Annotated in this window: 22 protein-coding genes; 13 read left to right on the forward strand and 9 right to left on the reverse strand. The window is 56.8% G+C overall.

The genetic code is table 11. The features are described 5' to 3' along the window. The first annotated feature begins 37 nt into the window (after positions 1-37). Positions 38-1,630, forward strand: coding sequence for an ABC transporter substrate-binding protein (locus C3F35_RS22880; protein ID WP_077228088.1), 1,593 nt, complete (start codon positions 38-40; stop codon positions 1,628-1,630). Positions 1,631-1,771: 141 nt separating this feature from the next. Continuing rightward, positions 1,772-2,449 (forward strand): DUF3313 domain-containing protein, encoded by a 678-nt coding sequence (locus C3F35_RS22885; protein WP_032610887.1) that lies wholly within the window; start codon positions 1,772-1,774, stop codon positions 2,447-2,449. Between the two features lie 37 nt (positions 2,450-2,486). On the opposite strand, the gene C3F35_RS22890 is transcribed toward C3F35_RS22885, so the two are convergent. Continuing rightward, positions 2,487-3,383: a DMT family transporter gene (locus C3F35_RS22890; protein WP_059307849.1), complete on the reverse strand. Its 897-nt coding sequence runs from the start codon at positions 3,381-3,383 to the stop codon at positions 2,487-2,489. A gap of 186 nt (positions 3,384-3,569) precedes the next feature. On the opposite strand from C3F35_RS22890, the gene C3F35_RS22895 reads away from it, so the two are divergent. Further along, on the forward strand, positions 3,570-4,442 hold the full coding sequence (locus tag C3F35_RS22895) for a helix-turn-helix domain-containing protein (protein WP_103792296.1): 873 nt from the start codon (positions 3,570-3,572) through the stop codon (positions 4,440-4,442). On the opposite strand, the gene C3F35_RS22900 is transcribed toward C3F35_RS22895, so the two are convergent. After that, positions 4,422-5,588 carry a benzoate/H(+) symporter BenE family transporter gene (locus C3F35_RS22900; RefSeq protein ID WP_103792297.1) on the reverse strand — a complete coding sequence of 389 codons (1,167 nt, stop codon included), beginning with the start codon at positions 5,586-5,588 and terminating at the stop codon, positions 4,422-4,424. The genes C3F35_RS22895 and C3F35_RS22900 overlap by 21 nt on opposite strands. An 89-nt stretch (positions 5,589-5,677) precedes the next feature. Here C3F35_RS22900 and C3F35_RS22905 point away from each other — a divergent pair, with 89 nt between their 5' ends. After that, a complete protein-coding gene (locus C3F35_RS22905) occupies positions 5,678-6,205 on the forward strand; it encodes a helix-turn-helix domain-containing protein (protein WP_032610882.1) in 528 nt (175 codons plus the stop codon). 80 nt (positions 6,206-6,285) lie between these two features. Next, positions 6,286-8,250, forward strand: coding sequence for a peptidase U32 family protein (locus C3F35_RS22910; RefSeq protein WP_032610880.1), 1,965 nt, complete (start codon positions 6,286-6,288; stop codon positions 8,248-8,250). On the opposite strand, the gene C3F35_RS22915 is transcribed toward C3F35_RS22910, so the two are convergent. The 5 genes from C3F35_RS22915 to C3F35_RS22935 all read right to left on the reverse strand — a co-directional run bounded on the left by C3F35_RS22915 (position 8,251) and on the right by C3F35_RS22935 (position 13,182). After that, the gene (locus C3F35_RS22915) at positions 8,251-8,481 is read right to left on the reverse strand and encodes a DUF2554 family protein (protein ID WP_032610879.1); all 231 of its coding nucleotides are present in this window, start codon (positions 8,479-8,481) and stop codon (positions 8,251-8,253) included. Positions 8,482-9,343: 862 nt separating this feature from the next. After that, on the reverse strand, positions 9,344-9,472 hold the full coding sequence (locus tag C3F35_RS22920; RefSeq protein WP_032610877.1) for a DUF2474 domain-containing protein: 129 nt from the start codon (positions 9,470-9,472) through the stop codon (positions 9,344-9,346). After that, entirely contained in the window at positions 9,472-10,482 is a 1,011-nt protein-coding gene (gene cydB, locus C3F35_RS22925; RefSeq protein ID WP_103792298.1) for a cytochrome d ubiquinol oxidase subunit II, read from the reverse strand. The genes C3F35_RS22920 and cydB overlap by 1 nt, the downstream gene beginning before the upstream one ends. Beyond that, positions 10,482-11,888 carry a cytochrome ubiquinol oxidase subunit I gene (locus C3F35_RS22930; RefSeq protein WP_032610874.1) on the reverse strand — a complete coding sequence of 469 codons (1,407 nt, stop codon included), beginning with the start codon at positions 11,886-11,888 and terminating at the stop codon, positions 10,482-10,484. Before C3F35_RS22930 ends, cydB begins: the two co-directional genes overlap by 1 nt. 265 nt (positions 11,889-12,153) lie before the next feature. After that, complete coding sequence (locus C3F35_RS22935) at positions 12,154-13,182, reverse strand: LLM class flavin-dependent oxidoreductase (protein ID WP_103792299.1); 1,029 nt, start codon at positions 13,180-13,182, stop codon at positions 12,154-12,156. A 370-nt stretch (positions 13,183-13,552) separates the two neighbouring features. Here C3F35_RS22935 and ymcF point away from each other — a divergent pair, with 370 nt between their 5' ends. The 8 genes from ymcF to C3F35_RS22975 all read left to right on the forward strand — a co-directional run bounded on the left by ymcF (position 13,553) and on the right by C3F35_RS22975 (position 22,569). Continuing rightward, complete coding sequence (gene ymcF / locus C3F35_RS22940; RefSeq protein WP_032610866.1) at positions 13,553-13,741, forward strand: cold shock small protein YmcF; 189 nt, start codon at positions 13,553-13,555, stop codon at positions 13,739-13,741. A gap of 113 nt (positions 13,742-13,854) precedes the next feature. Further along, positions 13,855-15,273 (forward strand): aminotransferase-like domain-containing protein, encoded by a 1,419-nt coding sequence (locus C3F35_RS22945; protein WP_077227840.1) that lies wholly within the window; start codon positions 13,855-13,857, stop codon positions 15,271-15,273. 293 nt (positions 15,274-15,566) lie between these two features. Next, positions 15,567-16,712, forward strand: coding sequence for a putative ABC transporter substrate-binding protein YdcS (gene ydcS, locus C3F35_RS22950; protein ID WP_103792300.1), 1,146 nt, complete (start codon positions 15,567-15,569; stop codon positions 16,710-16,712). A gap of 17 nt (positions 16,713-16,729) precedes the next feature. Continuing rightward, positions 16,730-17,743 (forward strand): ABC transporter ATP-binding protein, encoded by a 1,014-nt coding sequence (locus tag C3F35_RS22955; protein ID WP_103792301.1) that lies wholly within the window; start codon positions 16,730-16,732, stop codon positions 17,741-17,743. 1 nt (position 17,744) lies between these two features. Beyond that, positions 17,745-18,689, forward strand: coding sequence for an ABC transporter permease (locus C3F35_RS22960; RefSeq protein ID WP_103792302.1), 945 nt, complete (start codon positions 17,745-17,747; stop codon positions 18,687-18,689). Next, entirely contained in the window at positions 18,679-19,485 is an 807-nt protein-coding gene (locus C3F35_RS22965) for an ABC transporter permease (RefSeq protein WP_032610856.1), read from the forward strand. Before C3F35_RS22960 ends, C3F35_RS22965 begins: the two co-directional genes overlap by 11 nt. 24 nt (positions 19,486-19,509) lie before the next feature. Next, positions 19,510-20,934, forward strand: a complete 1,425-nt coding sequence (patD, locus tag C3F35_RS22970; RefSeq protein WP_103792303.1) for an aminobutyraldehyde dehydrogenase — start codon at positions 19,510-19,512, stop codon at positions 20,932-20,934. A gap of 186 nt (positions 20,935-21,120) precedes the next feature. Next, positions 21,121-22,569: a flagellin N-terminal helical domain-containing protein gene (locus C3F35_RS22975; RefSeq protein WP_071886449.1), complete on the forward strand. Its 1,449-nt coding sequence runs from the start codon at positions 21,121-21,123 to the stop codon at positions 22,567-22,569. 9 nt (positions 22,570-22,578) lie between these two features. Here C3F35_RS22975 and C3F35_RS22980 read toward each other — a convergent pair whose 3' ends face one another. Continuing rightward, the gene (locus C3F35_RS22980; protein ID WP_059307860.1) at positions 22,579-22,761 is read right to left on the reverse strand and encodes a DUF1869 domain-containing protein; all 183 of its coding nucleotides are present in this window, start codon (positions 22,759-22,761) and stop codon (positions 22,579-22,581) included. A gap of 19 nt (positions 22,762-22,780) precedes the next feature. Continuing rightward, complete coding sequence (locus C3F35_RS22985; RefSeq protein ID WP_032610847.1) at positions 22,781-23,107, reverse strand: DUF1971 domain-containing protein; 327 nt, start codon at positions 23,105-23,107, stop codon at positions 22,781-22,783. Positions 23,108-23,473: the final 366 nt, after the last annotated feature.

Genomic DNA, 23,473 nt, shown 5'->3' on the forward strand with positions numbered 1-23,473 from the left:
ATTCATTAGCCGTCAAATTAAAAGACAGGAAAACGCGATGAAAAGCAACCTCACAACGTTGGCTCTGACCGTAGCCGCGCTGACGGTCAGTTCCACCGTTGCCGCGAAAACGCTGGTCTATTGTTCGGAAGGATCGCCGGAGAACTTTAACCCGCAACTCTATACCTCGGGCACCAGCGTGGATGCCAGCGCCGTACCGATTTATAACCGGCTGGTGGATTTTACCCCGGGCACGACCGACCTGGTGCCGAGCCTGGCCGAAAGCTGGGACGTCAGCGAGGATGGTAAGGTCTATACCTTCCATCTGCGCAAGGGGGTCAAGTTCCAGAGCAACAAACTCTTCACGCCAACGCGAGACTTTAACGCCGACGATGTGATCTTCTCGTTTATGCGCCAGAAAGACGCCAACCATCCGTATCACAACGTCTCAAACGGCAACTACTCCAATTTTGAGAGCCTCGAGTTCGGCAAGTTGATCACGGCTATTGATAAAGTGGACGACCATACGGTGCGCTTCACCCTGGCTCACCCGGAAGCGCCGTTCGTTGCCGACCTGGGCTGGTATTTCGCATCGATCCTGTCAGCAGAATATGCCGACGCGATGCTGAAAGCCGGTACCCCGGAGAAGGTCGATATGGAGCCGATCGGCACCGGGCCGTTCAAACTGGCGAAGTATCAGAAGGACTCGCGCATCCTCTATACCGCCTTCCCGGAATACTGGCAGGGCAAAGCGAAGCTGGATCGGCTGGTGTTCACCATCGTCCCGGATGCCTCGGTGCGTCTCGCCAAGCTGGAGAAAAACGAGTGCCAGGTGATGCCGTTCCCAAACCCCGCCGATCTGCCGCGGATGAAGGAAAACAAAGACATCAACCTGATGAGCAAAGCGGGGCTGAATACCGGTTTCCTGGCGTTTAATACGCAAAAAGCGCCGCTGGATAATGTCAAAGTGCGCCAGGCGCTGGCGATGGCGATTAACAAACCGGCCATTATTGATGCTGTCTTCCAGGGCACGGGTACCGCCGCCAAAAACCTGCTGCCGCCGGGTGTCTGGAGCGCAGACAGCAACCTGAAGGACTACGATTACGATCCTGATAAAGCCAAAGCCTTGCTGAAAGAGGCCGGATTTGCCAACGGGATGACCATCGACCTGTGGGCCATGCCGGTGCAGCGGCCCTATAACCCCAATGCCAAACGGATGGCCGAAATGATCCAGGCCGATTGGGCAAAAATTGGCGTGAAGACCAAAGTCGTCACCTACGAGTGGGGGGAATATCTCAAACGGGTGAAGGGCGGTGAGCATCAGGCGGCGCTGATGGGCTGGACGACGGCAACGGGCGACCCGGATAACTTCTTTGGCCCGCTCTTTACCTGTACGTCGGCCAATGGGGGATCGAATTCCGCGAAATGGTGTTATCAACCATTCGACAAAATTATTGCTGAAGCTAAATCTATTACCGATCACGATAAACGCGTGGCGTTATATCAGCAGGCACAGCAAATGATGCACGATCAAATGCCTGCGGTGATGATCGCGCACTCCACAATATTCGAGCCGGTGCGTAAAGAGGTAACGGGTTACGAAATAGATCCCTTCGGTAAACACTTATTCTGGCAGGTGGATATAAAATAAGCGTTTGATTCTGCCCGCCATTTTGGCGGGCAATTTTTTTTTCTCTTTGCGACAATTTCATCATTTTTAGTCACTTTTTTTTCAGCCAACTTTTGCTATAACTTCAATTGCATATTTGCACTTCACATGGAAACACCCATCATGCGTACTAATACTTTATTTAAAGTTGCCGCGCTTTCCGGTCTGTTGCTTCTCGCGGGCTGCGCGTCAAAAGTGGCTGCGCCTGATCAATATTCAGGCTTTTTAAAAGACTACTCCGGGCTACAAGAAACGACGTCTGCATCAGGTAAACCCACGCTGCGTTGGGTTGACCCGTCTTATAACGAAGCAAACTACGACAGCATTATCTGGAACAATATCACGTATTATCCCGCGCCAAAGCCAACCACCCAGATCGGTCAACGCACTCTGGATGAATTGTTAAACTACACCAACACCAAAATGAAAACCGCTATCGGCCAGCGTAAGCCGATTGTGACAACGCCTGGTCAACGCAGCCTGATTTTCCGTGGCGCGATCACCGGTGTGAGTTCGCAGAAAGAAGGCCTGCAATTCTATGAAGTGGTTCCTGTTGCGCTGGTCGTGGCAGGCACGCAGATGGCAACCGGGCACCGAACCATGGATACCCACCTCTTCTTTGAAGGCGAGCTGATCGACGCTAAGACCAATAAGCCAGTCATTAAAGTGGTACGTAAGGGTGAAGGTAAAGAGCTGAGTAACGAAACTACGCCAATGACCTTCGCTACCCTGAAGCAGGTTGTTGATGATATGGCGGCCGATGCCACCATGTTTGATGTTCATAAAACCGCAGCAAAATAATATCGGGACCGGCCTGTATTCCACAGGCCGATTTTTTTTATGCCGTGCGCAGCCGTCTAAACCAGTTTTCCGGGCGGGCGAACATCACCAGATTCCCGGTTAATATCAGCAGCAGCCCCGCAATTCCATTACTGTGCCACACGTACCCCTCGTACACCGTCGAGAATGAGAGCGCCACCAGCGGGAACAGCAGGGTGCTATACGCCGCTTTGCCCGCGCCGATACGCCCGACAAGCGTGAAGTAAGCACCAAAGGCAATCACCGAGCCAAACAGTGCCAGATAGAGCAGGGCGCCCATGTAGCTCACCGACCAGACCGGCGTAAAGTCATCTCCGCGGATCAGCGCAATTGCCCCCATCACCAGGGTGCCGTAGAGCATTGCCCAGGCATTGGTGGTCATGGTTTCCAGCCCGTTACGCTGGTGGCGCAGGCTGATCATATTCCCCAGCGAGAAGCCGTAAGTACCCAGCGCTGAGAGGGCAATGCCGAACAGCAGGCTGGTGCTCCAGCCGCTGGCTAACAGGTCGTTCCAGAACAGGGTAATAATACCGAGTAGCCCCAGCGCAGCCGCCAGATAAAAGCGCGCAGGAGGACGCTGGCCAAAGAAGAGGAAGCTATTCAGGGCGTTATACAGCACCGCCATCGAAAAAATTACCGATTCGAGGCCGGTGTTGATATGGGCCGCCGCAGTATAGAAGCACCAGAAGTTAAAGCAGAAGACGCAGCAGCCTTGCAGGATGCAAAACAGATGGTCGCGAAAGGCCAACGGGCGCAAGCGGCGCAGGATCAGCAGCACCGTCATGATGGCGGCGGTGGCGACGGCAAAGCGCCAGAAAATCGAGACCGGCGCAGGCACCGGCCCCTGTTGGAGGAAGATGGCAATCCATGTGGTTCCCCAGATCACCACCACCAGCGCATACAGTAATGCATTCATCGTTTTTTCTCTTATCAGCAAAGTCTGGGGGTAGTATGGCGTCAGGAAGAGTGGCCTTCTTTCACAGACTTGCGGCAGACTTGCATATTCTTGCGCTTTTTTCCCGTCGGAGAGGCGACAGGGCTGGTACTGAATGGCAGATCTTTTTAGACTTATTAATTCTTATTCATCAGGGTGTGAGTCGTTATGGCTGAGATGTACGGTGCCTTTGAAAATCTGCGCAAACATAAAGCGGTGCTGCACAATGCCGTGGCGCTGAATTCGGGGATCCAGCTGGCGGCCTGGTCAAATAAACGCGACACCATTACGCAATATTGCGATCACCATACCCTGAGCCTCTACATTGCCGACGGCTATGAGAGCTATCACAAAACCTCTGCGGGCTGGAAAAACGGCGGCGGCCCGGACCGTTTCTGCCTGATGCCTAAAGAGAGCGAGTCCACCTGGGATATCCGCGACGACCTGTCGTTTATCCACCTCTACTGTACCGATGCGCACCTGCGTCACGTCGGCGAGCAGATCTGGGACAAAAGCCCGTACAGCTTTACCCTGGACGAAAACCTGTTTGGTGACGATGCCAGCATTACCGCCCTGTACCGCCATTTTATCCTCGGCTGCGACTGGCAGCAGTCGGCCAACCAGCTGACGCTGAGCACCGCTTCGACGCTGCTTCTGACTCATCTGGTGCAGCATTACAGCAACGTGCAGTGGACGCTGCCAACGGTAACGGGCGGCCTGTCGCCGTTCGTGCTGCGTAACGTGCTGGGGTTTATTGAGGAGAATCTGGCCCAGCCGTTAACGCTGGCGGATCTGGCGGCGCAGGCAAGCCTGAGCGAGTTTCATTTTGCCCGCATGTTCCGTCAGTCGATGCAGATGGCCCCGCATCAGTACGTGATGCAGCGCCGGATGGAGAGGGCTAAAAGTCTGGTGCGGCATACCGGCAAGCCGTTGACCGAAATCGCCCTGGCCTGCGGATTCAGCTCCGCCAGCCATTTCAGTAACCGCTTTCGCGCCGCCACCGGGCTGACGCCGTCTCAGCTACGCGCGTCGGGTGCGTGACAGCAGGGCGTAACAAACACCGCCCGCCACTAATCCCCAGAACGCCGAACCGATCCCGGCAAGCGTAGCCCCGCTGGCGGTAAGTAAAAACGTCACAATCGCAGCATCGCGTTCGGCCTCATTGTGCAGTGCCTGATGCAGGCTGCCACCGATGGTGCCCAGTAACGCCAGCCCTGCTAAAGTCTGGATCCAGCTTAACGGCAGGGCCGCCATCAACCCGCTGATGGAGCCGCCGAAAATGCCTGCCAACAGATAAAAAACGCCTGCCGCCGCCGCAGCCAGCCAGCGTTTACTGGCATCCGGGTGCGCATCCGGGCTTTGACAGATGGCTGCCGTGATCGCCGCGATGCAGATCGAATAGACCCCAAACGGCGATAACAGCAGCGCCAGCCCGCCGGTGAAGACAATCAGCGGCGAGACGGCCACAGGATAACCGGAGGCCTTAAGGGTGGCGAACCCCGGAGCATTCTGCGAGGCCATGGTCACCAGGAAGAAGGGCAGACCGATACTCACCAGCGTCGTGAGCGTGAAGGTCGGGGCGATAAATTCCGGCATCACTACGGCGAGGGTTAACTTTTCCGTGACAACGTCACCTTTTAGTGCTGCCACCGCACCGCCCACCAGCAGGGTTGCAACGATGGCATACCGCGGCGCGAAGGCTTTGGTCAACAGCCATGCCAGTAGCATACTTCCGCACAGCAGCAGATGCCCCTCCAGATTGCTAAACGCCTGCAAGCCGAAGCGTAACAGAACGCCCGCAAGCATCGCCGCCGCCAGCGAATGGGGAATGATCTTCATCAGCCGGGCAAACAGGCCACTCACGCCGCAGATCAGAATCAGGGCATTGGCAAAGATAAAGATGCCGATGGTTTCGGACAACGTGACCCCCTGCAAGCTGGTGGCCAGAAGGGCGGCGCCGGGCGTTGACCAGGCGGTAAGTACCGGCGCTTTATACCACCACGACAGCGCCAGGGTGCTGATCCCCATGCCGATCCCGAGCGAGGTCATCCAGCCTGCAATCTGTGGTGCCGTCGCACCTGCCGCCGACGCGGCCTGCCATATGATGGCAGCGGAGCTGGCATAGCCCACCATTACGGCAACGAAACCTGAAAGCAGAGTGGGAAAAGCGATCGTGGAGGGACGCATGGGAACTCCGTTGTGCGTTATAACAGCCGAAAATGTATCACTGTGCGCTATAGCATACAAGTGGTACACTCGCGGCAACGGGAGGGACCATGGACATCACACAACATCTTGCCATCACACTGAAAACGCTGCGTCAGGCACGCGGCTGGAGTTTGTCGAAGCTGGCAGAGGAGACCGGGGTATCGAAAGCGATGCTCGGCCAGGTGGAACGTAATGAATCCAGCCCGACAGTGTCGACGCTGTGGAAAATCGCCACCGGGCTAAACGTGCCATTCTCCACCTTTATCACCCCTGATGCCGAGAACCCGCCGGTTTTTGACCCGCAGCAGCAGGCGATGGTGGTTAAACCCCTGTTCCCCTGGGATGAGGCACTTAAGTACGACCACTTTTCGATTACCCTCGCACCGGGCGCACTCAGTGAATCCACGCCACACGAAACCGGCGTGATTGAGCATGTGGTGGTGATCAGCGGCGAACTGGAGATGCAGATCGACGGTACCTGGCAGACGCTTTTCCCTGATACCGGCCTGCGTTTTGCCGGGGATAAACCCCACGCCTACCGCAACAGCAGCGGCCAGCCGGTGCACTTTCACTCGCTTATCCATTATCCCCGCTAAAGGCGCGCAAAACAGTTCCGTTAGCCCATACTTCTGACTACAATAGCCGCCATTTTGACCATAACGGATAACGACGAAGTATGCGCCTGCCATCCCATCATCTTGAACTCTTAAGCCCGGCTCGTGACGCCGCCATTGCCCGTGAAGCGATCCTTCATGGTGCCGACGCGGTCTATATCGGCGGCCCTGGTTTTGGCGCCCGCCATAATGCCAGCAACAGCCTGCGCGATATCGCTGAACTGGTGCCATTCGCCCACCGTTTCGGGGCGAAGGTGTTTGTGACCCTGAACACCATTCTTCATGATGATGAACTGGAGCCTGCGCAGCGTCTGATCACTGACCTGTATCAGACCGGCGTCGATGCGCTGATCGTGCAGGATATGGGTGTGCTTGAGATGGATATCCCACCGATTGAGCTGCACGCCAGTACCCAGTGCGATATCCGCAGCGTGGAGAAAGCGAAGTTCCTCTCGGATGCCGGTTTCACCCAGATCGTGCTGGCGCGCGAGCTGAATCTCAACCAGATCCGCGACATTCGGCAGGCCACCGATGCCACCATCGAATTCTTTATCCACGGTGCCCTGTGCGTGGCCTATTCCGGCCAGTGCAATATCTCTCATGCTCAGACCGGGCGCAGTGCCAACCGCGGCGACTGCTCACAGGCCTGCCGTCTGCCATATACGCTGAAAGACGATCAGGGGCGGGTGGTCGCTTTCGAAAAACACCTTCTGTCGATGAAAGACAACGACCAGACGGCCAACCTGGGGGCACTGATCGACGCGGGCGTGCAATCCTTCAAAATTGAAGGACGTTACAAAGACATGAGCTACGTGAAGAACATCACCGCCCATTACCGTCAGATGCTCGATGCCATCATCGAGGATCGCGGCGGTCTGGCGCGTAGCTCTGCCGGCCGCACCGAGCACTTCTTTATTCCCTCCACCGACAAGACTTTCCATCGCGGCAGCACTGACTACTTCGTGAATGCGCGTAAAGACGACATTGGCGCGTTCGACTCACCGAAATTTATCGGCCTGCCGGTGGGCGAGGTGCTGAAGGTGGCGAAAGATTACCTCGATGTTGAAGTGACCGAACCGCTGGCGAATGGCGATGGCCTGAATGTGATGATCAAACGTGAAGTGGTGGGATTCCGCGCCAATACGGTAGAGAAAACCGCTGAAAACCGTTATCGCGTCTGGCCGAACGAAATGCCGGCCGACCTGTATAAAGCGCGTCCGCATGCCGCGCTGAACCGCAACCTCGACCATAACTGGCAGCAGGCGCTGCTGAAAACCTCCAGCGAACGCCGTATCGCGGTGGATATCGAGCTGGGTGGCTGGGAAGAGCAGCTGATCCTCACCATGACCAGCGAAGATGGCACCAGCGTGACTCACACTCTGGACGGGCAATTTGAGGTGGCGAACAACGCCGAAAAAGCGCTCAACAACCTCAAGGACGGCATCGCCAAACTGGGCCAGACCATCTATTACGCCCGGGATATTCAGGTCAACCTGCCTGGCGCGCTGTTTGTGCCGAACAGTCTGTTGAACCAGTTCCGTCGTGAAACCGCCGACATGCTCGACGAAGCCCGTCTGGCGAATTACCCGCGCGGCAGCCGCAAAGCAGTCTCTGTACCGCCGCCGGTCTACCCGGATACGCATCTCTCGTTCCTGGCGAACGTCTACAACCACAAGGCGAGGGCGTTTTATCAGCGCTATGGCGTTGAGCTGATCGATGCTGCTTATGAAGCACACGAAGAGAAGGGCGACGTACCGGTGATGATCACCAAGCACTGCCTGCGCTTCGCCTTTAACCTCTGTCCGAAGCAGGCCAAAGGCAGCATCAAGAGCTGGAAGGCCACGCCGATGCAACTGGTGAACGGCGATGAGGTGTTAACCCTGAAATTTGATTGTCGTCCGTGCGAAATGCACGTAATCGGCAAGATGAAAAACCACATCCTCAAAATGCCACAGCCGGGCAGCATTGTGGCCTCCGTCAGCCCTGACGATCTGCTGAAAACGCTGCCGAAGCGCAAAAGCAGCTAATTAACGCAAGTGAGTATCTGGTTTGCGCGACTTCTGCCAGTAATGATGTTCGCGCAAGCCTTCTGCTGACTCTTCCGCCACGGCGCGCAGTTCATCGCTGTCCGCCTCATGGCGCAGCTGATGATCCACGTTCTTCACCCAATAAAACTCATGTCCTTTGTGTCCCGCCATCAACTGACCGGAAAACAGCGCGCAGGTCAGCATCACCATCGATAACGTTTTTGTAAACATTCTGCCACCACCCGGTTACGTTGAGGGAACATCATGCCGATAGTTCAGTGAGGTTATCATTAGGATCTTCAAAGGCACGAAAAGGTTTTGTCAGATTTTGTTGGTGAGTGGGGCAGCGGACTGTCTTCTCTCCTCTGTGAGGAGAGGGCCAGGGTGAGGGGACATCATGCCGATAGTTCAGCGATGTTAATACCAGCCCCTTCAGAGGCGCGAAAAGGTTGTTTCAGCATTTGCCGGTGAATAGCGTACCGGACTGTTCCCTCTCCCCTGTGAGGAGAGGGCCAGGGTAAGGGGACATCATGCCGATAGCTCAGCGATGTTAATACCAGCCCCTTCAAAGGCGCGAAAAGGTTTTCTCAGCATTTGCCGGTGAATAGCGCACCGGACTGTTCCCTCTCCCCTATGGGGAGAGGGTTAGGGTGAGGGGACATCATGCCGATAGCTCAGTGATGTAAATACCAGGCCCTTCAAAGGTGCGAAAAGGTTGTTTCAGATTTTGCCGGTGAATAGCGCACCGGACTGTTCCCTCTCCCCTGTGGGGAGAGGGTTAGGGTTAGGGGACATCATGCCGATAGCTCAGCGATGTTAATACCAGCCCCTTCAAAGGTGCGAAAAGGTTTTCTCAGCATTTGCCGGTGAATAGCGCACCGGACTGTTCCCTCTCCCCTGTGGGGAGAGGGTTAGGGTGAGGGGACATCATGCCGATAGCTCAGCGATGTAAATACCAGGCCCTTCAAAGGTGCGAAAAGGTTGTTTCAGATTTTGCCGGTGAATAGCGCACCGGACTGTTCCCTCTCCCCTATGGGGAGAGGGTTAGGGTGAGGGGAAACAGGCGGCTCATACTGTGATTCTGCTGCCCTTATCAATGCGACTTGAACCCCGCCGCGGTCATCAGCACACGGAAGAACATCCCCACCAGCGCCAGCGCCAGGACGCTGCCGCCCCAGATAATCACCATCCACATCAGACGTTTCCAGACAGGTTGATTCATCAGTGATAGCCCTCCCCAGGCTGGACTTTGCCGCGAAACACGTAATAGCTCCAGAAAGTGTAGACAAGGATGATCGGGATAATGAATAACGCCCCCACTAACATAAAGCCCTGGCTCTGTGCTGGCGCGGCGGCCTGCCACAGGGTAATCGACGGCGGAATGATATGCGGCCAGATGCTGATCCCAAGCCCGCTAAAGCCGAGGAAGATTAGCCCGAGGGTCAACATAAAGGGCAGATGGTGGCTGTGCGGGTTATTCAGGCTGCGCCACTGCCACAGGCCCAACACGACCACCAGCACCGGAACCGGCAGCAGGAAGAACAGGTTCGGCAGGCTGAACCAGCGGTCGGCAATAGCGGGTTGTGAAAGCGGGGTCCAGATGCTGATGACCGCAATAATGCCCAGCAGGGCCAGCAGCAGACGTTTTGACACCTGACGCATCCGCCCCTGCAACGGGTTTTCACTTTTCATCACCAGCCAGGTGGCACCTAAAAAGGCATAGGCCACCACCAGCCCCAGGCCGCAGAACAGGTTGAAGGGGGTAAACCAGTCGAACGGGCCACCGGCGAAGGCGCGGCCGCTGACCGCAAAGCCGTTGATCACCGCGCCCACCACCATGCCCTGAGTAAAGGTGGCCAGCACCGACCCACCGATAAAGGCCTTATCCCAGAAGGGGCGATGCACGGGCGTTGCTTTGAAGCGGAACTCAAACGCCACGCCGCGGAAAATCAGGCCGATCAGCATTAACGTCAAGGGAATGGTCAGGGCATCGATGATCACCGCATAGGCCAGTGGAAAGGCACCAAACAGCGCCGCGCCCCCCAGCACCAGCCAGGTTTCATTGCCGTCCCAAACCGGGGCGACGCTGTTGACCATAACATCCCGGTCGTCGGCATCCTGGATGGCAGGAAACAGAATGCCAATGCCCAAATCAAACCCGTCCATCACGATATACATCAGGGTAGCGAAGACGATAATTACAAACCAGATCAGGGAAAGATCGATACCCATTATGGTGTCTCCTTGGTAGTAAATTCAGTGCTCGCTGCCGAGAGCGGGCGTGCCGGACGGCCATCGTGTTCGGTCGGGAAAGACTCTTCTTCCTGCGGCCCCTTTTTAATCAGGCGCACCATATAGCTGTAACCGACGCCAAACACCGAGGTGTAGACCACAATAAAGGCCAGCAGGCTGACGCTCATGTGCAGATCGCCATGCGCCGACACCGCATCTTTGGTTCTTTGTAGCCCGTACACCACCCACGGCTGGCGGCCCACTTCGGTGGTGATCCACCCGGCGAGAATGGCAATCAAGCCCGATGGCCCCATCAGCAGGGCAAACCACAGGAATGGCCGGGAGTGATAGAGCCGCTGCTTATAGCGCAGCCACAGGGCAACGGCGCCCAGCAACAGCATCAACATCCCCAGCCCGGCCATAATGCGGAACGACCAGAAGACGATGGTGGCGTTAGGACGGTCCTCTTTCGGAAACTCCTTCAGCGCAGGCACTTGCTTATCAAGACTGTGGGTGAGGATCAGGCTGCCGAGCGCCGGGATCTCCAGCCCGTAGCGGGTGCGCTCCTGCTCCATATCCGGCCAGCCAAACAGCAGCAGTGGGGTCGGCTCGCCGGGCGGGTTCTCCCAGTGGCCTTCGATGGCGGCAATTTTGGCAGGTTGATGTTTCAGGGTGTTCAGGCCGTGCATATCCCCGACCATCGCCTGAATGGGGGCCACGATCAGCGTCATCCACAGTGCCATGGAGAACATACGACGAATGGCGGCGGTATTATTTCCGCGCAGCAGGTGCCACGCTGCCGAGGCCGCGACAAAGAGCGCGCTGCTGAGAAACGCGGCGATGGACATATGCAGCAGGCGATACGGGAAGGAGGGATTGAATACCACCGCAAACCAGTCCACCGGCACCACCTGGCCATTAACGATCTCAAAGCCCTGCGGGGTCTGCATCCAGCTGTTGGAGGCGAGGATCCAGAAGGTCGAGATAATGGTGCCCAACGCCACCATGCAGGTGGCAAAGAAGTGCAGTCCCGGCCCGACTTTATTCCAGCCGAACAGCATCACGCCGAGAAAACCGGCTTCGAGGAAGAAGGCGGTCAACACTTCGTAGGTCAGCAGCGGGCCGGTAATGCTGCCGGCAAACTGTGAAAAACCGCTCCAGTTGGTGCCGAACTGGTAGGCCATTACCAGCCCCGAGACCACGCCCATGCCAAAGTTGACGGCGAAAATCTTCGACCAGAAATGGTACAGCGAGCGCCAGACGGGGTTTTTGCTTTTCAGCCATAACCCCTCCAGCACGGCCAGATAGCTGGCGAGGCCAATGGTGATCGCCGGGAAAATAATGTGGAAGGAGACAGTAAAAGCAAACTGGATCCTCGCCAGATGAAACGCATCTAAACCAAACATGCACAACCTCAAGGTCAATCGGTCTGGCTGTTATGGTAAAGGGAAGGGAAACTGAGTATCAGAGACAGAAAAGGGGAATTTATGTATAACAGTTTAAAGAAAACGGCGAATTAACCGGGTGTGTTATAGTTAGTCTGCACATGCCCGACGTCGCTGTACTTGTATGAGCCTACGGGTCAGGCACTCACAGGCCGGGTAAGGCGGTAGCCACTACCCGGCTAAATGTCTGGCGGCGGGCCTGGGGTCAGGCCCTGCGCACGCCTGTTTATTCGTCGCGCCAGCCCATGGCCGGTGCTACATGCTTCAGAATCGACTCAATCACATGCACGTTATAGTCCACGCCCAGCTGGTTCGGCACGGTCAGTAACAACGTATCCGCTTCGGCGATCGCTTCGTCCTGTTTCAGCTGGGCAATCAGCTTGTCAGGCTCGGCAGCATAGCTGCGTCCGAAAATGGCGCGGGTTTTCTCATCCAGGTAACCGACGCTGTCGCTTTCGTTACGGCTGGAGCCGAAATACATCCGATCGCGGTCGTCCATCAGGGCAAAAATGCTGCGGCTGACCGAGACGCGCGGCGTGCGGGTATGTCCCGCTTCGGCCCAGGCGTCGCGGTAGGCGCGGATCTGTTTCGCCTGCTGGATGTGGAACGGCTCGCCGGTTTCGTCGTCCTTCAGGGTGGAGCTTTGCAGGTTCATCCCGAGCTTTGCGGCCCATACCGCGGTGGCGTTCGAACCTGCCCCCCACCAGATCCTGTCCCGCAGCCCTTCGGAATGCGGCTCCACACGCAGCAGCCCCGGTGGGTTAGGGAACATCGGTTGCGGATTGGGTTTGGCAAAACCTTCGCCGCGCAGGGTCTCTAACAGCACTTCGGTATGGCGGCGCGCCATATCAGATTCGTTTTCACCTTCGCCCGGCACGTAACCAAAGTAGCGCCAGCCGTCGATCACCTGCTCAGGGGAGCCGCGGCTGATGCCCAGCTGTAGACGTCCCCCGGCGATCAGATCGGCTGAACCGGCATCTTCTGCCATGTAGAGCGGATTTTCATAGCGCATATCAATAACGCCAGTACCGATCTCAATCCGGCGGGTTTTCGCGCCAATCGCGGCCAACAGCGGGAAGGGGGAGGCCAGCTGGCGGGCAAAATGGTGCACGCGGAAGTAAGCGCCATCCGCGCCCAGCTCTTCGGCGGCAACCGCCAGATCGATGGATTGCAGCAGGGCGTCGGATGCGGTGCGGGTCCCGGACTGCGGCGATGGCGTCCAGTGACCAAATGACAAAAATCCGATCTTTTTCATGGCGGGAATTCCTGGGTTCGAAGAAAGACAATGATCTCTACTTTACGGATTACCGGTTGAGAAGAAATGCCGTTTATTTCACAGAAGCTGTCAAAAAATTTGAATGAATACAGAGAGTCGCGTAACGGAAAGAATATTAACGTGAAAACCGCTTGCATCCTGTACGAAGCCGTGCGTTAATGATCTATCGGTTTGAATCCAAAAAATATCCGTCGCAGTTTCTTAAAGCATTCTCATCACGTTGTGCCTCTCCGCAGCCTCTCTTGGGTTTTTTCTTTACGCTCTGAACGTTCTGATTAGTTTTGTCTCAGACCATTATTGCCTTCAAAGGCCCATTAGTATTTAACGTTTTTACGTTCTGGAGATTTACATGAGTTCTAATATTCATTTTCGTTGCCCATGCTGTCATGGTTCGCAGTTCCGTACTTCCGCATTTGACGTGTCTGAAAAAAATCCGCACGGTGCGAAATGCATTTTCTGCAAATCATCCATGATCACGCTCGATCATTTAGCCGCCTCACGCCATGCGCGCCGGGTGCCGTTTGAGCTTCGTAAGTAAGTCAGTCGGGCGCCGTCACGCCTGCTGAAATTCACACCTCTATCTATAACAGTTTATTAATCCTGCCTTTTTTCTCCTGCTGATATACTATGTGATGCAGCAAGGAGAACCCGATGAAAAAATACCAGCGCCTGGCGCAGCAAATCATTTCGCAGATCGAGCTTGGTGTCTGGCAGCCCGGCGATAAACTGCCTTCCCTGCGTGAGCAGGTGACCAGCAGCGGAATGAGCTTTATGACCGTCGGTCATGCGTACCAGATGCTGGAAAGCCAGGGCCGCATTGTGGCGCGTCCGCAGTCAGGCTACTACGTGGCGGCCCGTCCAACCGGGCAACAACCCATGCCGCCCGCGCAGGTGATGCGCGATGAAGCCGTGGACATCAACACCTATATCTTTGATGTTCTGCAGGCCAGCCGCGATCCCTCGGTCGTGCCCTTTGCCTCAGCCTTTCCCGATCCCCGTCTCTTTCCCTTACAACAGTTAAACCGCTCTCTGGCGAACGTCAGTAAAACCGCGACCGCCATGAGCGTGATTGAGAACCTGCCGCCGGGCAACGTCGATCTGCGTCACGCCATTGCCCGCCGCTATGCCCAGCAGGGGATGAATATCTCCCCGGATGAAATTGTGATTACCGCCGGTGCCCTCGAAGCGCTGAACCTCAGCCTGCAGGCAGTGACCGAACCGGGTGACTGGGTGATCGTTGAGAACCCCTGTTTCTATGGCGCACTACAGGCGCTGGAGAGGCTGAAGCTGAAAGCGCTGTCAGTGGCAACCGACGTGCGCGAGGGGATCGATCTCAACGCGCTGGCGCAGGCGCTGAACGACTACCCGGTAAAAGCCTGCTGGCTGATGACGAACGGACAAAACCCGCTGGGCTTTACCCTCAGCGCCGACAAAAAAGCGCAGCTTATCGCCTTGCTTGCCGAACATAACGTCACCCTGATCGAGGACGATGTCTATAGCGAGCTTTACTACGGACGCGAAAAGCCGCTCCCGGCGAAAGCCTGGGATCGCAGCGACATGACGCTACACTGCTCGTCATTCTCCAAATGCCTGGTGGCCGGGTTTCGCATTGGCTGGGTGGCCGCCGGGAAACATGCCCGCCGCATTCAGCAGCTCCAGCTGATGAGCACCTTATCCACCAGCTCCCCGATGCAGCTGGCGCTGGTGGACTATCTCGCCACCAAACGCTATGACGCCCACCTGAGACGCTTGCGCCGCACGCTGGCCGAACGTAAACAGCTGGCGTGGCAGGCGCTGCTGCGCCATCTGCCCGCCGAAGTGAAAATCCATCACAGCGACAGCGGCTACTTCTTATGGCTGGAACTGCCCGCGCCGCTGGATGCCGGAGAGCTTAGCGCCCGCGCGCTGGGGCATCACATCAGCATTGCCCCGGGCAAGATGTTTTCCACCTCCGATACCTGGACGCCGTTTTTCCGCTTTAATACCTCCTGGGCCTGGGGAGAGCGGGAGGAGCAGGCGGTGATCCAGTTAGCACACATAATTCGCGGGATGTTAAAAACGCAAAAATAGTATTTTCTCGCTATTGATTATCGCCGCAGAATAATTGTTTCTTATCCTGTTAATAACGCCGCAATTAATTTGCGGCGTTTTTTTATTGTCGCCCATAGGAAATATGCATATTGCCCGCAACGGCTAACCCCTTGTCTATAATCCAGTTACCGGGGAATGCGCCCCCGGTCACAACCTGGTGAAATTTCTACAGCCCGCCGGGTGGGCGGCAATGGCGCGGTCTACGTTTAATTAAGGAGATATTCTTATCGGCACGGCTGCCTTCTGAATTCATTACGACAGGAGTAATAGGTATGAGCAAAAAATTTGCCCGTAGCAGCCTGTGCGCGCTCGGTATGACTGTTTTGACTGCGCAGGCGGCAGAGCCTCCAAAAGCGATCGGTCAGGGCGAAGGGCGACTGGATATCATTGCCTGGCCGGGCTATATCGAACGTGGCGAGACCGACAAAGCCTACGACTGGGTGACCGCGTTTGAAAAAGAGACCGGCTGTAAGGTCAACGTCAAAACCGCAGCCACCTCTGATGAGATGGTCAGCCTGATGGCGAAGGGCGGATATGACCTGGTCACTGCCTCCGGCGATGCCTCTCTGCGCCTGATCATGGGTAAACGCGTTCAGCCGATTAACCCTGACTTAATCCCCAACTGGAAAACCCTCGACCCGCGGATCGTTAAGGGAGAGTGGTTTAACGTCGACGGCAAAGCCTACGGCACGCCTTATCAGTGGGGGCCCAACCTGCTGATGTACAACACCAAAACCTTCCCGACCCCGCCGGATACCTGGGGCGTGGTGTTCAAGCAACAAACCCTCCCGGACGGTAAATCCAACAAAGGGCGGGTCCAGGCCTACGATGGCCCGATCTATGTCGCCGATGCGGCGCTGTACGTCAAAGCCACGCAGCCGGAACTGGGGATCACCGACCCCTATCAGCTGACGGAAGAGCAGTACGCGGCGGTGGTCAAAGTGTTGAAAGACCAGCATCCGCTTATCCATCGCTACTGGCATGACACCACCGTCCAGATGAGTGATTTCAAAAACGAAGGGGTGGTTGCCTCCAGCGCCTGGCCGTACCAGGCCAACGCCCTGAAAGGCGAGAATCAGCCGATTGGCACCGTCTTCCCGAAAGAGGGTGTGACGGGCTGGGCCGATACCACCATGCTGCACGCCGATGCCAAACACCCGATGTGTGCCTACAAGTGGATGAACTGGTCGCTGACGCCAAAAGTGCAGGGCGATCTGGCAGGCTGGTTCGGATCGCTGCCGGTGGTGGCGGAAGGCTGTAAAGCCAGCACCCTGCTGGGGGATAAAGGCTGCGAAACCAACGGCTATAACTACTTCGACAAGATCATGTTCTGGAAAACGCCTGTCGCCAACGGCGGCAAATTTGTGCCTTACAGCCGCTGGGTTCAGGACTACATTGCCATCATGGGTGGTCGTTAAGCGCCAGGGAGCGGATTATGACGTACGCAGTAGAGTTTAATGATGTCTCACGCCTGTATGGCGACGTGCGTGCGGTGGACGGGGTAACGATCCGGATTCGTGACGGCGAGTTTTTCTCGATGCTGGGGCCTTCCGGCTCCGGCAAAACCACCTGCCTGCGCCTGATTGCGGGCTTTGAACAGCTCAGCGGTGGTTCCATCGCTATCTTTGGCAAAGATGCCAGCGAACTCCCGCCTTGGGAGCGCGACGTCAACACCGTCTTTCAGGACTACGCGCTCTTTCCCCACATGACAATCCTCGAAAACGTCGCCTATGGGTTGATGGTAAAAGGGATCAACAAAACCACCCGTCAGGCCCAGGCGCGGGAAGCCCTGGAGAAGGTCGGCTTAAGTTTCGCGGAAACCCGCAAACCCTCGCAGCTGTCGGGCGGCCAGCGTCAACGGGTTGCGATAGCCCGGGCGCTGGTCAATCAACCCCGGGTTCTGCTGCTGGATGAACCCCTCGGGGCGCTGGACCTGAAATTGCGCGAGCAGATGCAGTTTGAACTGAAAAAATTGCAGCAGGAGCTGGGCATCACCTTTATTTTCGTGACCCACGACCAGGGCGAAGCCCTGTCGATGTCGGATCGGGTGGCGGTGTTCAATAATGGCCGTATCGAGCAGGTGGATACCCCGCACGAACTCTATCTCCGCCCGCGCACGCCGTTCGTGGCCAGCTTCGTTGGCACGTCGAACGTCTTCACCGATGCCCTGGCGCAACGTGTCTGCGGCCTGTCGGGAAGCTACTCCCTGCGCCCGGAACATATTCGCCTCGATGGGGAAGGTGAGATTCAGGTTCAGGGCCGGGTGCAGGCCGTACAGTTCCAGGGGGCGGCCACCCGTTTCGAGCTACGCCTTGCCGAAGGCGAAAAACTGCTGGTAAGTCAGGCGAACCTGGCCGGAACCACGCCGGGGACGGGGTTGGAACCAGGGCAGATGGTCACCGCCTCGTGGGCGCGCGACGCCATGGTGCCGCTGCATGAGGAGGGGTGAAATGGACATGAGCGTTTCGCCTCCGCCGGCCTCGCACGGTCTTTCAGGGCGTCTGTCGGCGCTGTTCTGGCGCAGACCGGCGCTGGGGCTGTTCTTACTCCTGCTCGGCCCGTTGATGTGGTTTGGCATTGTCTATCTAGGGTCATTGTTTGCCCTGCTGTGGCAGGGGTTCTACACCTTCGATGACTTCACCATGTCGGTAACGCCTGACCTGACTTTCGCCAACATCCGCGCGCTCTTTAACCCGGCCAACTACGACATCATTCTCCGCACCCTGACGATGGCGATTGCCGTCACCCTTTGCTGCGCGATTCTGGCGTTTCCCATGGCCTGGTATATGGCGCGTTACACCCGCGGCAAGTGGAAAGCCTTTTTCTATATCGCGGTGATGCTGCCGATGTGGGCCAGCTATATCGTTAAAGCCTACGCCTGGACGCTGCTGCTGGCGAAAGACGGCGTGGCGCAGTGGTTTCTGAGCCATATGGGGCTGGAGCCGCTGCTGACCTCGCTGTTGACGGTGCCGGGAATCGGGGGCAGTACGCTTTCGACCTCCGGGCTGGGGCGGTTCCTGGTGTTCGTCTATATCTGGCTGCCGTTTATGATCCTGCCGGTGCAGGCGGCACTTGAACGTCTGCCCGCCTCAATGCTGCAAGCCTCTGCCGATCTCGGGGCCAGACCCCGTCAGACCTTCCGCTATGTCGTCCTGCCGCTGGCGATCCCGGGCATTGCCGCCGGGTCGATCTTCACCTTTTCGCTGACGCTGGGCGATTTTATCGTGCCGCAGCTCGTCGGCCCGCCGGGATACTTTATTGGGCAGATGGTTTACTCCCAGCAGGGGGCGATCGGCAATATGCCGATGGCAGCCGCCTTTACGCTGGTGCCGATTGTTCTCATTACTGTCTATCTGGCGTTCGTGAAGCGCCTGGGAGCGTTTGATGCACTCTGAACGCGCACCGTTGTTTCTGAAAATCGCCACCTGGGGCGGGGTGATCTTCCTGCACTTCCCGCTGCTGATTATTGCCATCTATGCTTTTAATACTGAGGATGCGGCGTTCAGTTTTCCGCCGCAGGGGCTGACGCTGAAGTGGTTTAGCGCGGCGGCAGGGCGCAGCGACATTATCGAATCGGTCATCTTGTCACTGAAAATCGCAGCCCTCTCAACGGTGATTGCTCTGGTGCTGGGCACCCTGGCGGCAGCGGCATTATGGCGGCGGGAATTTTTTGGTAAGAACGCGGTATCGCTGATGCTGATCCTGCCGATTGCGCTGCCGGGGATCATCACCGGTCTGGCGCTGCTGACGGCGTTCAAAACCATCAATCTGGAGCCAGGTTTCTTCACCATCATTCTCGGTCACGCCACGTTCTGCGTGGTGGTGGTGTTCAATAATGTGATTGCCCGTTTCCGGCGTACCTCGTGGAGCCTGATCGAGGCGTCAATGGATTTGGGCGCTAACGGCTGGCAAACCTTCCGCTATGTGGTGCTGCCCAATCTGGGGTCGGCGCTGCTGGCGGGGGGAATGCTGGCGTTCGCCCTGTCGTTTGACGAGATCATCGTCACGACCTTTACCGCCGGACATGAGCGCACCTTGCCGCTGTGGCTGTTAAACCAGCTCGGCCGCCCGCGCGATGTGCCGGTGACTAACGTGGTGGCCCTGCTGGTCATGCTGGTGACCGCCATTCCCATTCTGGGGGCCTGGTGGCTAACCCGCGACGGCGAAGATGTTGCCGGAAGCGGGAAATAACGTTGATTCAAACAGGACAATACTATGCAAACGCAACTGCTGATTAATGGTGAACTGGTCAACGGCGAAGGGGAAAAGCAGCCGGTCTATAACCCTGCCACTGGCGAGGTGCTGCTGGAGATCGCAGAAGCCTCAGCCGCCCAGGTGGATGCTGCCGTACAGGCCGCCGACCGGGCCTTCGCCAGCTGGGGGCGCACCACGCCAAAAAGCCGCGCCGAGTGCCTGCTCAGGCTGGCGGATACCATTGAGGCCAATGCCGACACCCTGGCGCGGCTGGAGTCGCAAAACTGCGGCAAACCCCTGCACTGCGTACTGGGGGATGAAATTCCGGCCATAGCCGACGTGTTTCGCTTCTTTGCTGGCGCGGCGCGTACCCTGAACGGTTCGGCGGCGGGGGAATATCTGGAGGGACACACCTCGTTGATCCGTCGCGACCCGGTGGGCGTTGTCGCGTCGATTGCCCCCTGGAACTATCCGCTGATGATGGCGGCATGGAAGCTGGCCCCGGCACTGGCCGCCGGGAACTGCGTGGTGCTTAAACCCTCTGAGATCACGCCGCTCACCGCCCTGAAACTGGCTGAACTGGCAAAAACCATCTTCCCGGCCGGGGTACTTAATGTGCTGTTCGGGCGGGGCAAAACCGTGGGTGACCCGCTGACCGGGCATGAAAAAGTGCGGATGGTATCGCTTACCGGCTCTATCGCCACGGGGGAGCACATCATTGGACATACCGCCTCGTCCATCAAGCGCACCCACATGGAGCTGGGCGGTAAAGCGCCGGTGATCGTCTTTGATGACGCGGATCTCGACGCGGTGGTGGAGGGGGTACGCACCTTTGGCTTCTACAACGCCGGGCAGGACTGTACCGCCGCCTGTCGTATCTACGCGCAAAAGGGCATTTATCCGGCGCTGGTGGAGAAACTGGGTGCCGCGGTCGCCAGCCTGAAAATCGGCGCCCCGGATGACGAAAGCACCGAGCTTGGCCCGCTAAGTTCGCAGGCGCATCTCGACCGGGTATGCAAAGCCGTGGATGAGGCCAAAGCCCTCGGGCATGTGCAGGTCATCACCGGCGGCAGCAAGCACGACGGCAAAGGCTACTGGTTCCAGCCGACCCTGTTGGCAGGCGCGAAACAGGAAGATGCCATTGTCCAGCGGGAAGTGTTTGGCCCGGTAGTGAGTGTGACGGAATTCGACGATGAGGAGCAGGTTCTGGCCTGGGCCAACGCGTCGCAATACGGCCTGGCCTCCTCGGTGTGGACTCAGGACGTGGGCCGCGCACACCGCATCAGCGCGCACCTGCAGTATGGCTGCACCTGGGTGAATACCCACTTTATGCTGGTCAGCGAAATGCCCCATGGCGGGATGAAAATGTCGGGCTACGGCAAGGATATGTCGGTGTATGGCCTGGAGGATTACACCGTAGTCAGGCATGTAATGATTAAACATTAATGACTTATCACCGCCGGCAGAGAGAAATCTCACCGGCGGTGATAAATATTCTTTTTGTGAATATATTAAATATTTAACATTCTTCTTCCCGCAAGAATATATCGTCAGCTTTTTTCACCTGTCGCCCTAAATTAAATCGCCTGGCCGCCGATACCGAAGTAAATCCATAATAAAATCGCCCTGACCATGCTTGCAATTAATCATAACGAGATTGCCGGGCTCTCACTTAAGTCCCGGAATGCTAACAGTACTTTACTGGCCCAGACGATTGAACGGCTCTCATCCGGCTTGCGTATCAACAGCGCGAAGGATGATGCCGCCGGGCAGGCCATTGGCAACCGGATGTTCGCCAACATCAATGCGGACAAGGCGATCTCACGTGGGCTGGATGACGCGATAAGCCTGGCGCAGACGGCAGAAGGGAGCCTGAGCGACGTCAGCGCGATGCTGATCAAAGCCAAAAGCCTGGCCATTCAGGCGGCAAACGGCACCTTATCGCAGTCCGACCGGGACAGTATCAACCAGGAGTATCAGCAGATACTGGGAACAATTACCCAAATCTCCGAGCAAACCGAGATCTTCGGGCAATATCCGCTGGCGACCGATAAGCCTGTATTACCGCCGCAATTAATTGGCGATGTTATGCCGCTGGATCGTAAATTCCCGGTAGCGGGCACCGATTATTCTTTCAGTTCCGGTGTTATTCCGCTGGCCTATATTCCGGCCGGGTCGACCAATATCACTATTAACATTGATTCGCTGGGTCTGGATGACGATCTGCAGATATTTACCCGGGATGGTAAACATCTCGCGGGCACGCCATTAAACGGCCCGGATGCGGATTATACCTGGGTGAGCCGCGGCATCACCGATGGCGCGAAAGCGACCGCCTCGGTGCTGACGGCCAAAAACGGTTTCAGCAGCGGGGCGGTCTATGATGACTCGCAGCTTATTGACGGCGGTCCCAGCTGGAGTTACAGCGGTGAAACGCTTAACTATAACGGGATGAACATCTCCTATAGCGGGGATGGCGATCGCTATGAAGATAAGGCGTCCGGGGCCTGGAACGACGGTGCCAACGGTTCGAACCGCCTTGAACGCATCACGCTGGATACCGTGACGGAAGATTTGCTGGTGATGGTGGTGGGCAGCGGTTCTTTTACCAGCAACATCACCTGGGGAAATTTGCCGACACCGTCGATTACGCCTACCGTGCCGCCAAAACAGAGCCGCCCTATAGAAGTGGCGACCAGCGCCAATTTCGGTGAAGCCATGCAGTCCACCACCATTGAGCCGACGCCAACGGATCTGAAGACGCTGCAACTGGAAAGCACTGATATGATCACCGAGGCGGGGGCCAAAAAGTGTATGGGGTTACTGGATGCCGCGCTGGAAAAGGTGAGCGGCTATCGCGCGCAGTATGGCGCGGTGATCAACCGGTTCGAATCCAGCAAGGCCGTGCTGTCCCAGCAGAACATCTCCCTGCAAGCGGCCCGCAGCCGGATACAGGATGCCGACTACGCCGCCGAGGCCAGCCAACTGGCCCGGGCGCAGATTCTGGATCAAAGCCAGAATGCGGCCCTGAAAATGGCCAATCAGGTGCCGCAGACGGTGTTGGAACTGCTGAAAGGGTAACGGGGGCAGCTACCAGCCGCAGACCTCGTGCTCATTTTCAGTGTCGTAAGCGCGCACGGTATTCACCAGGTCTTTGACCACCTGCGCGGCTACGTCCGGGATCATCAGCTCCATCGGGGCGTCCGTCTCGTAATCCACCGACACACCGTTGCTATTGTTAGTGACGGTGACGGTATAAGTTGCCTTGCCCATGAAGTTACTCCTTCTCTGTTTACGACTTTCTTAAAACGTCGGGTTCAACGAAAAAGTCGATATTGAAATAGGTATCGTCGGTCATCACTTCGATGTGGTGCCAGCGTTCAGGTGGAAATACGCCAAAATGCCCGGCCTCAATGACCAGGACGCTGTCCGGTTCAGGCGAGGTTTCGTCGGCATAGCCGAGGTATCGCACCGCGCCCTGCATCACGCTGAGACGCGGATAGACGCCGGGTTGGGTGCCGGTATCCAGATGGCGTTTGAAAATTCCCGCAGGCGCGGTGTCTTTGTTCCAGAAGGGCGTTGAGCGGGTGTGAATACAACTTTTCGGAATAGGCAGCATAATGTTCTCCCTGTAAAACCTGGGACTATTACAGCACTAAAGGACAATGCAGATTTGGCAGAATGTGCATTTAAAATGCACTTTAAAGTGGTACTCCCGAAGCAGGCTATACTTACTTATTCCGAAGGTCACAAAGGAGAGTCTGATGTTACACGTTGATAAAGACAAATCCCGTAAAGTGCCCGACTCGGGTAATAAAAAGCCTCAGCCGGTGAAGAAGTAGTCCCGGGATCCAGGGCCGCATAATGCGGCCCTTTTTGTTTGTAGGGGAAGGCAGTTCGGGTTAAAAGATGTAGCAAAAGCTACTCTTTTGTTAGTAACCCTAAAATCAATGTGGCTAATTTGTAACGAAAAACTTGATCTGTC

The organism is Leclercia sp. LSNIH3, assembly GCF_002935105.1.
GTDB classification, from domain to species: Bacteria; Pseudomonadota; Gammaproteobacteria; order Enterobacterales; family Enterobacteriaceae; genus Enterobacter; species Enterobacter adecarboxylatus.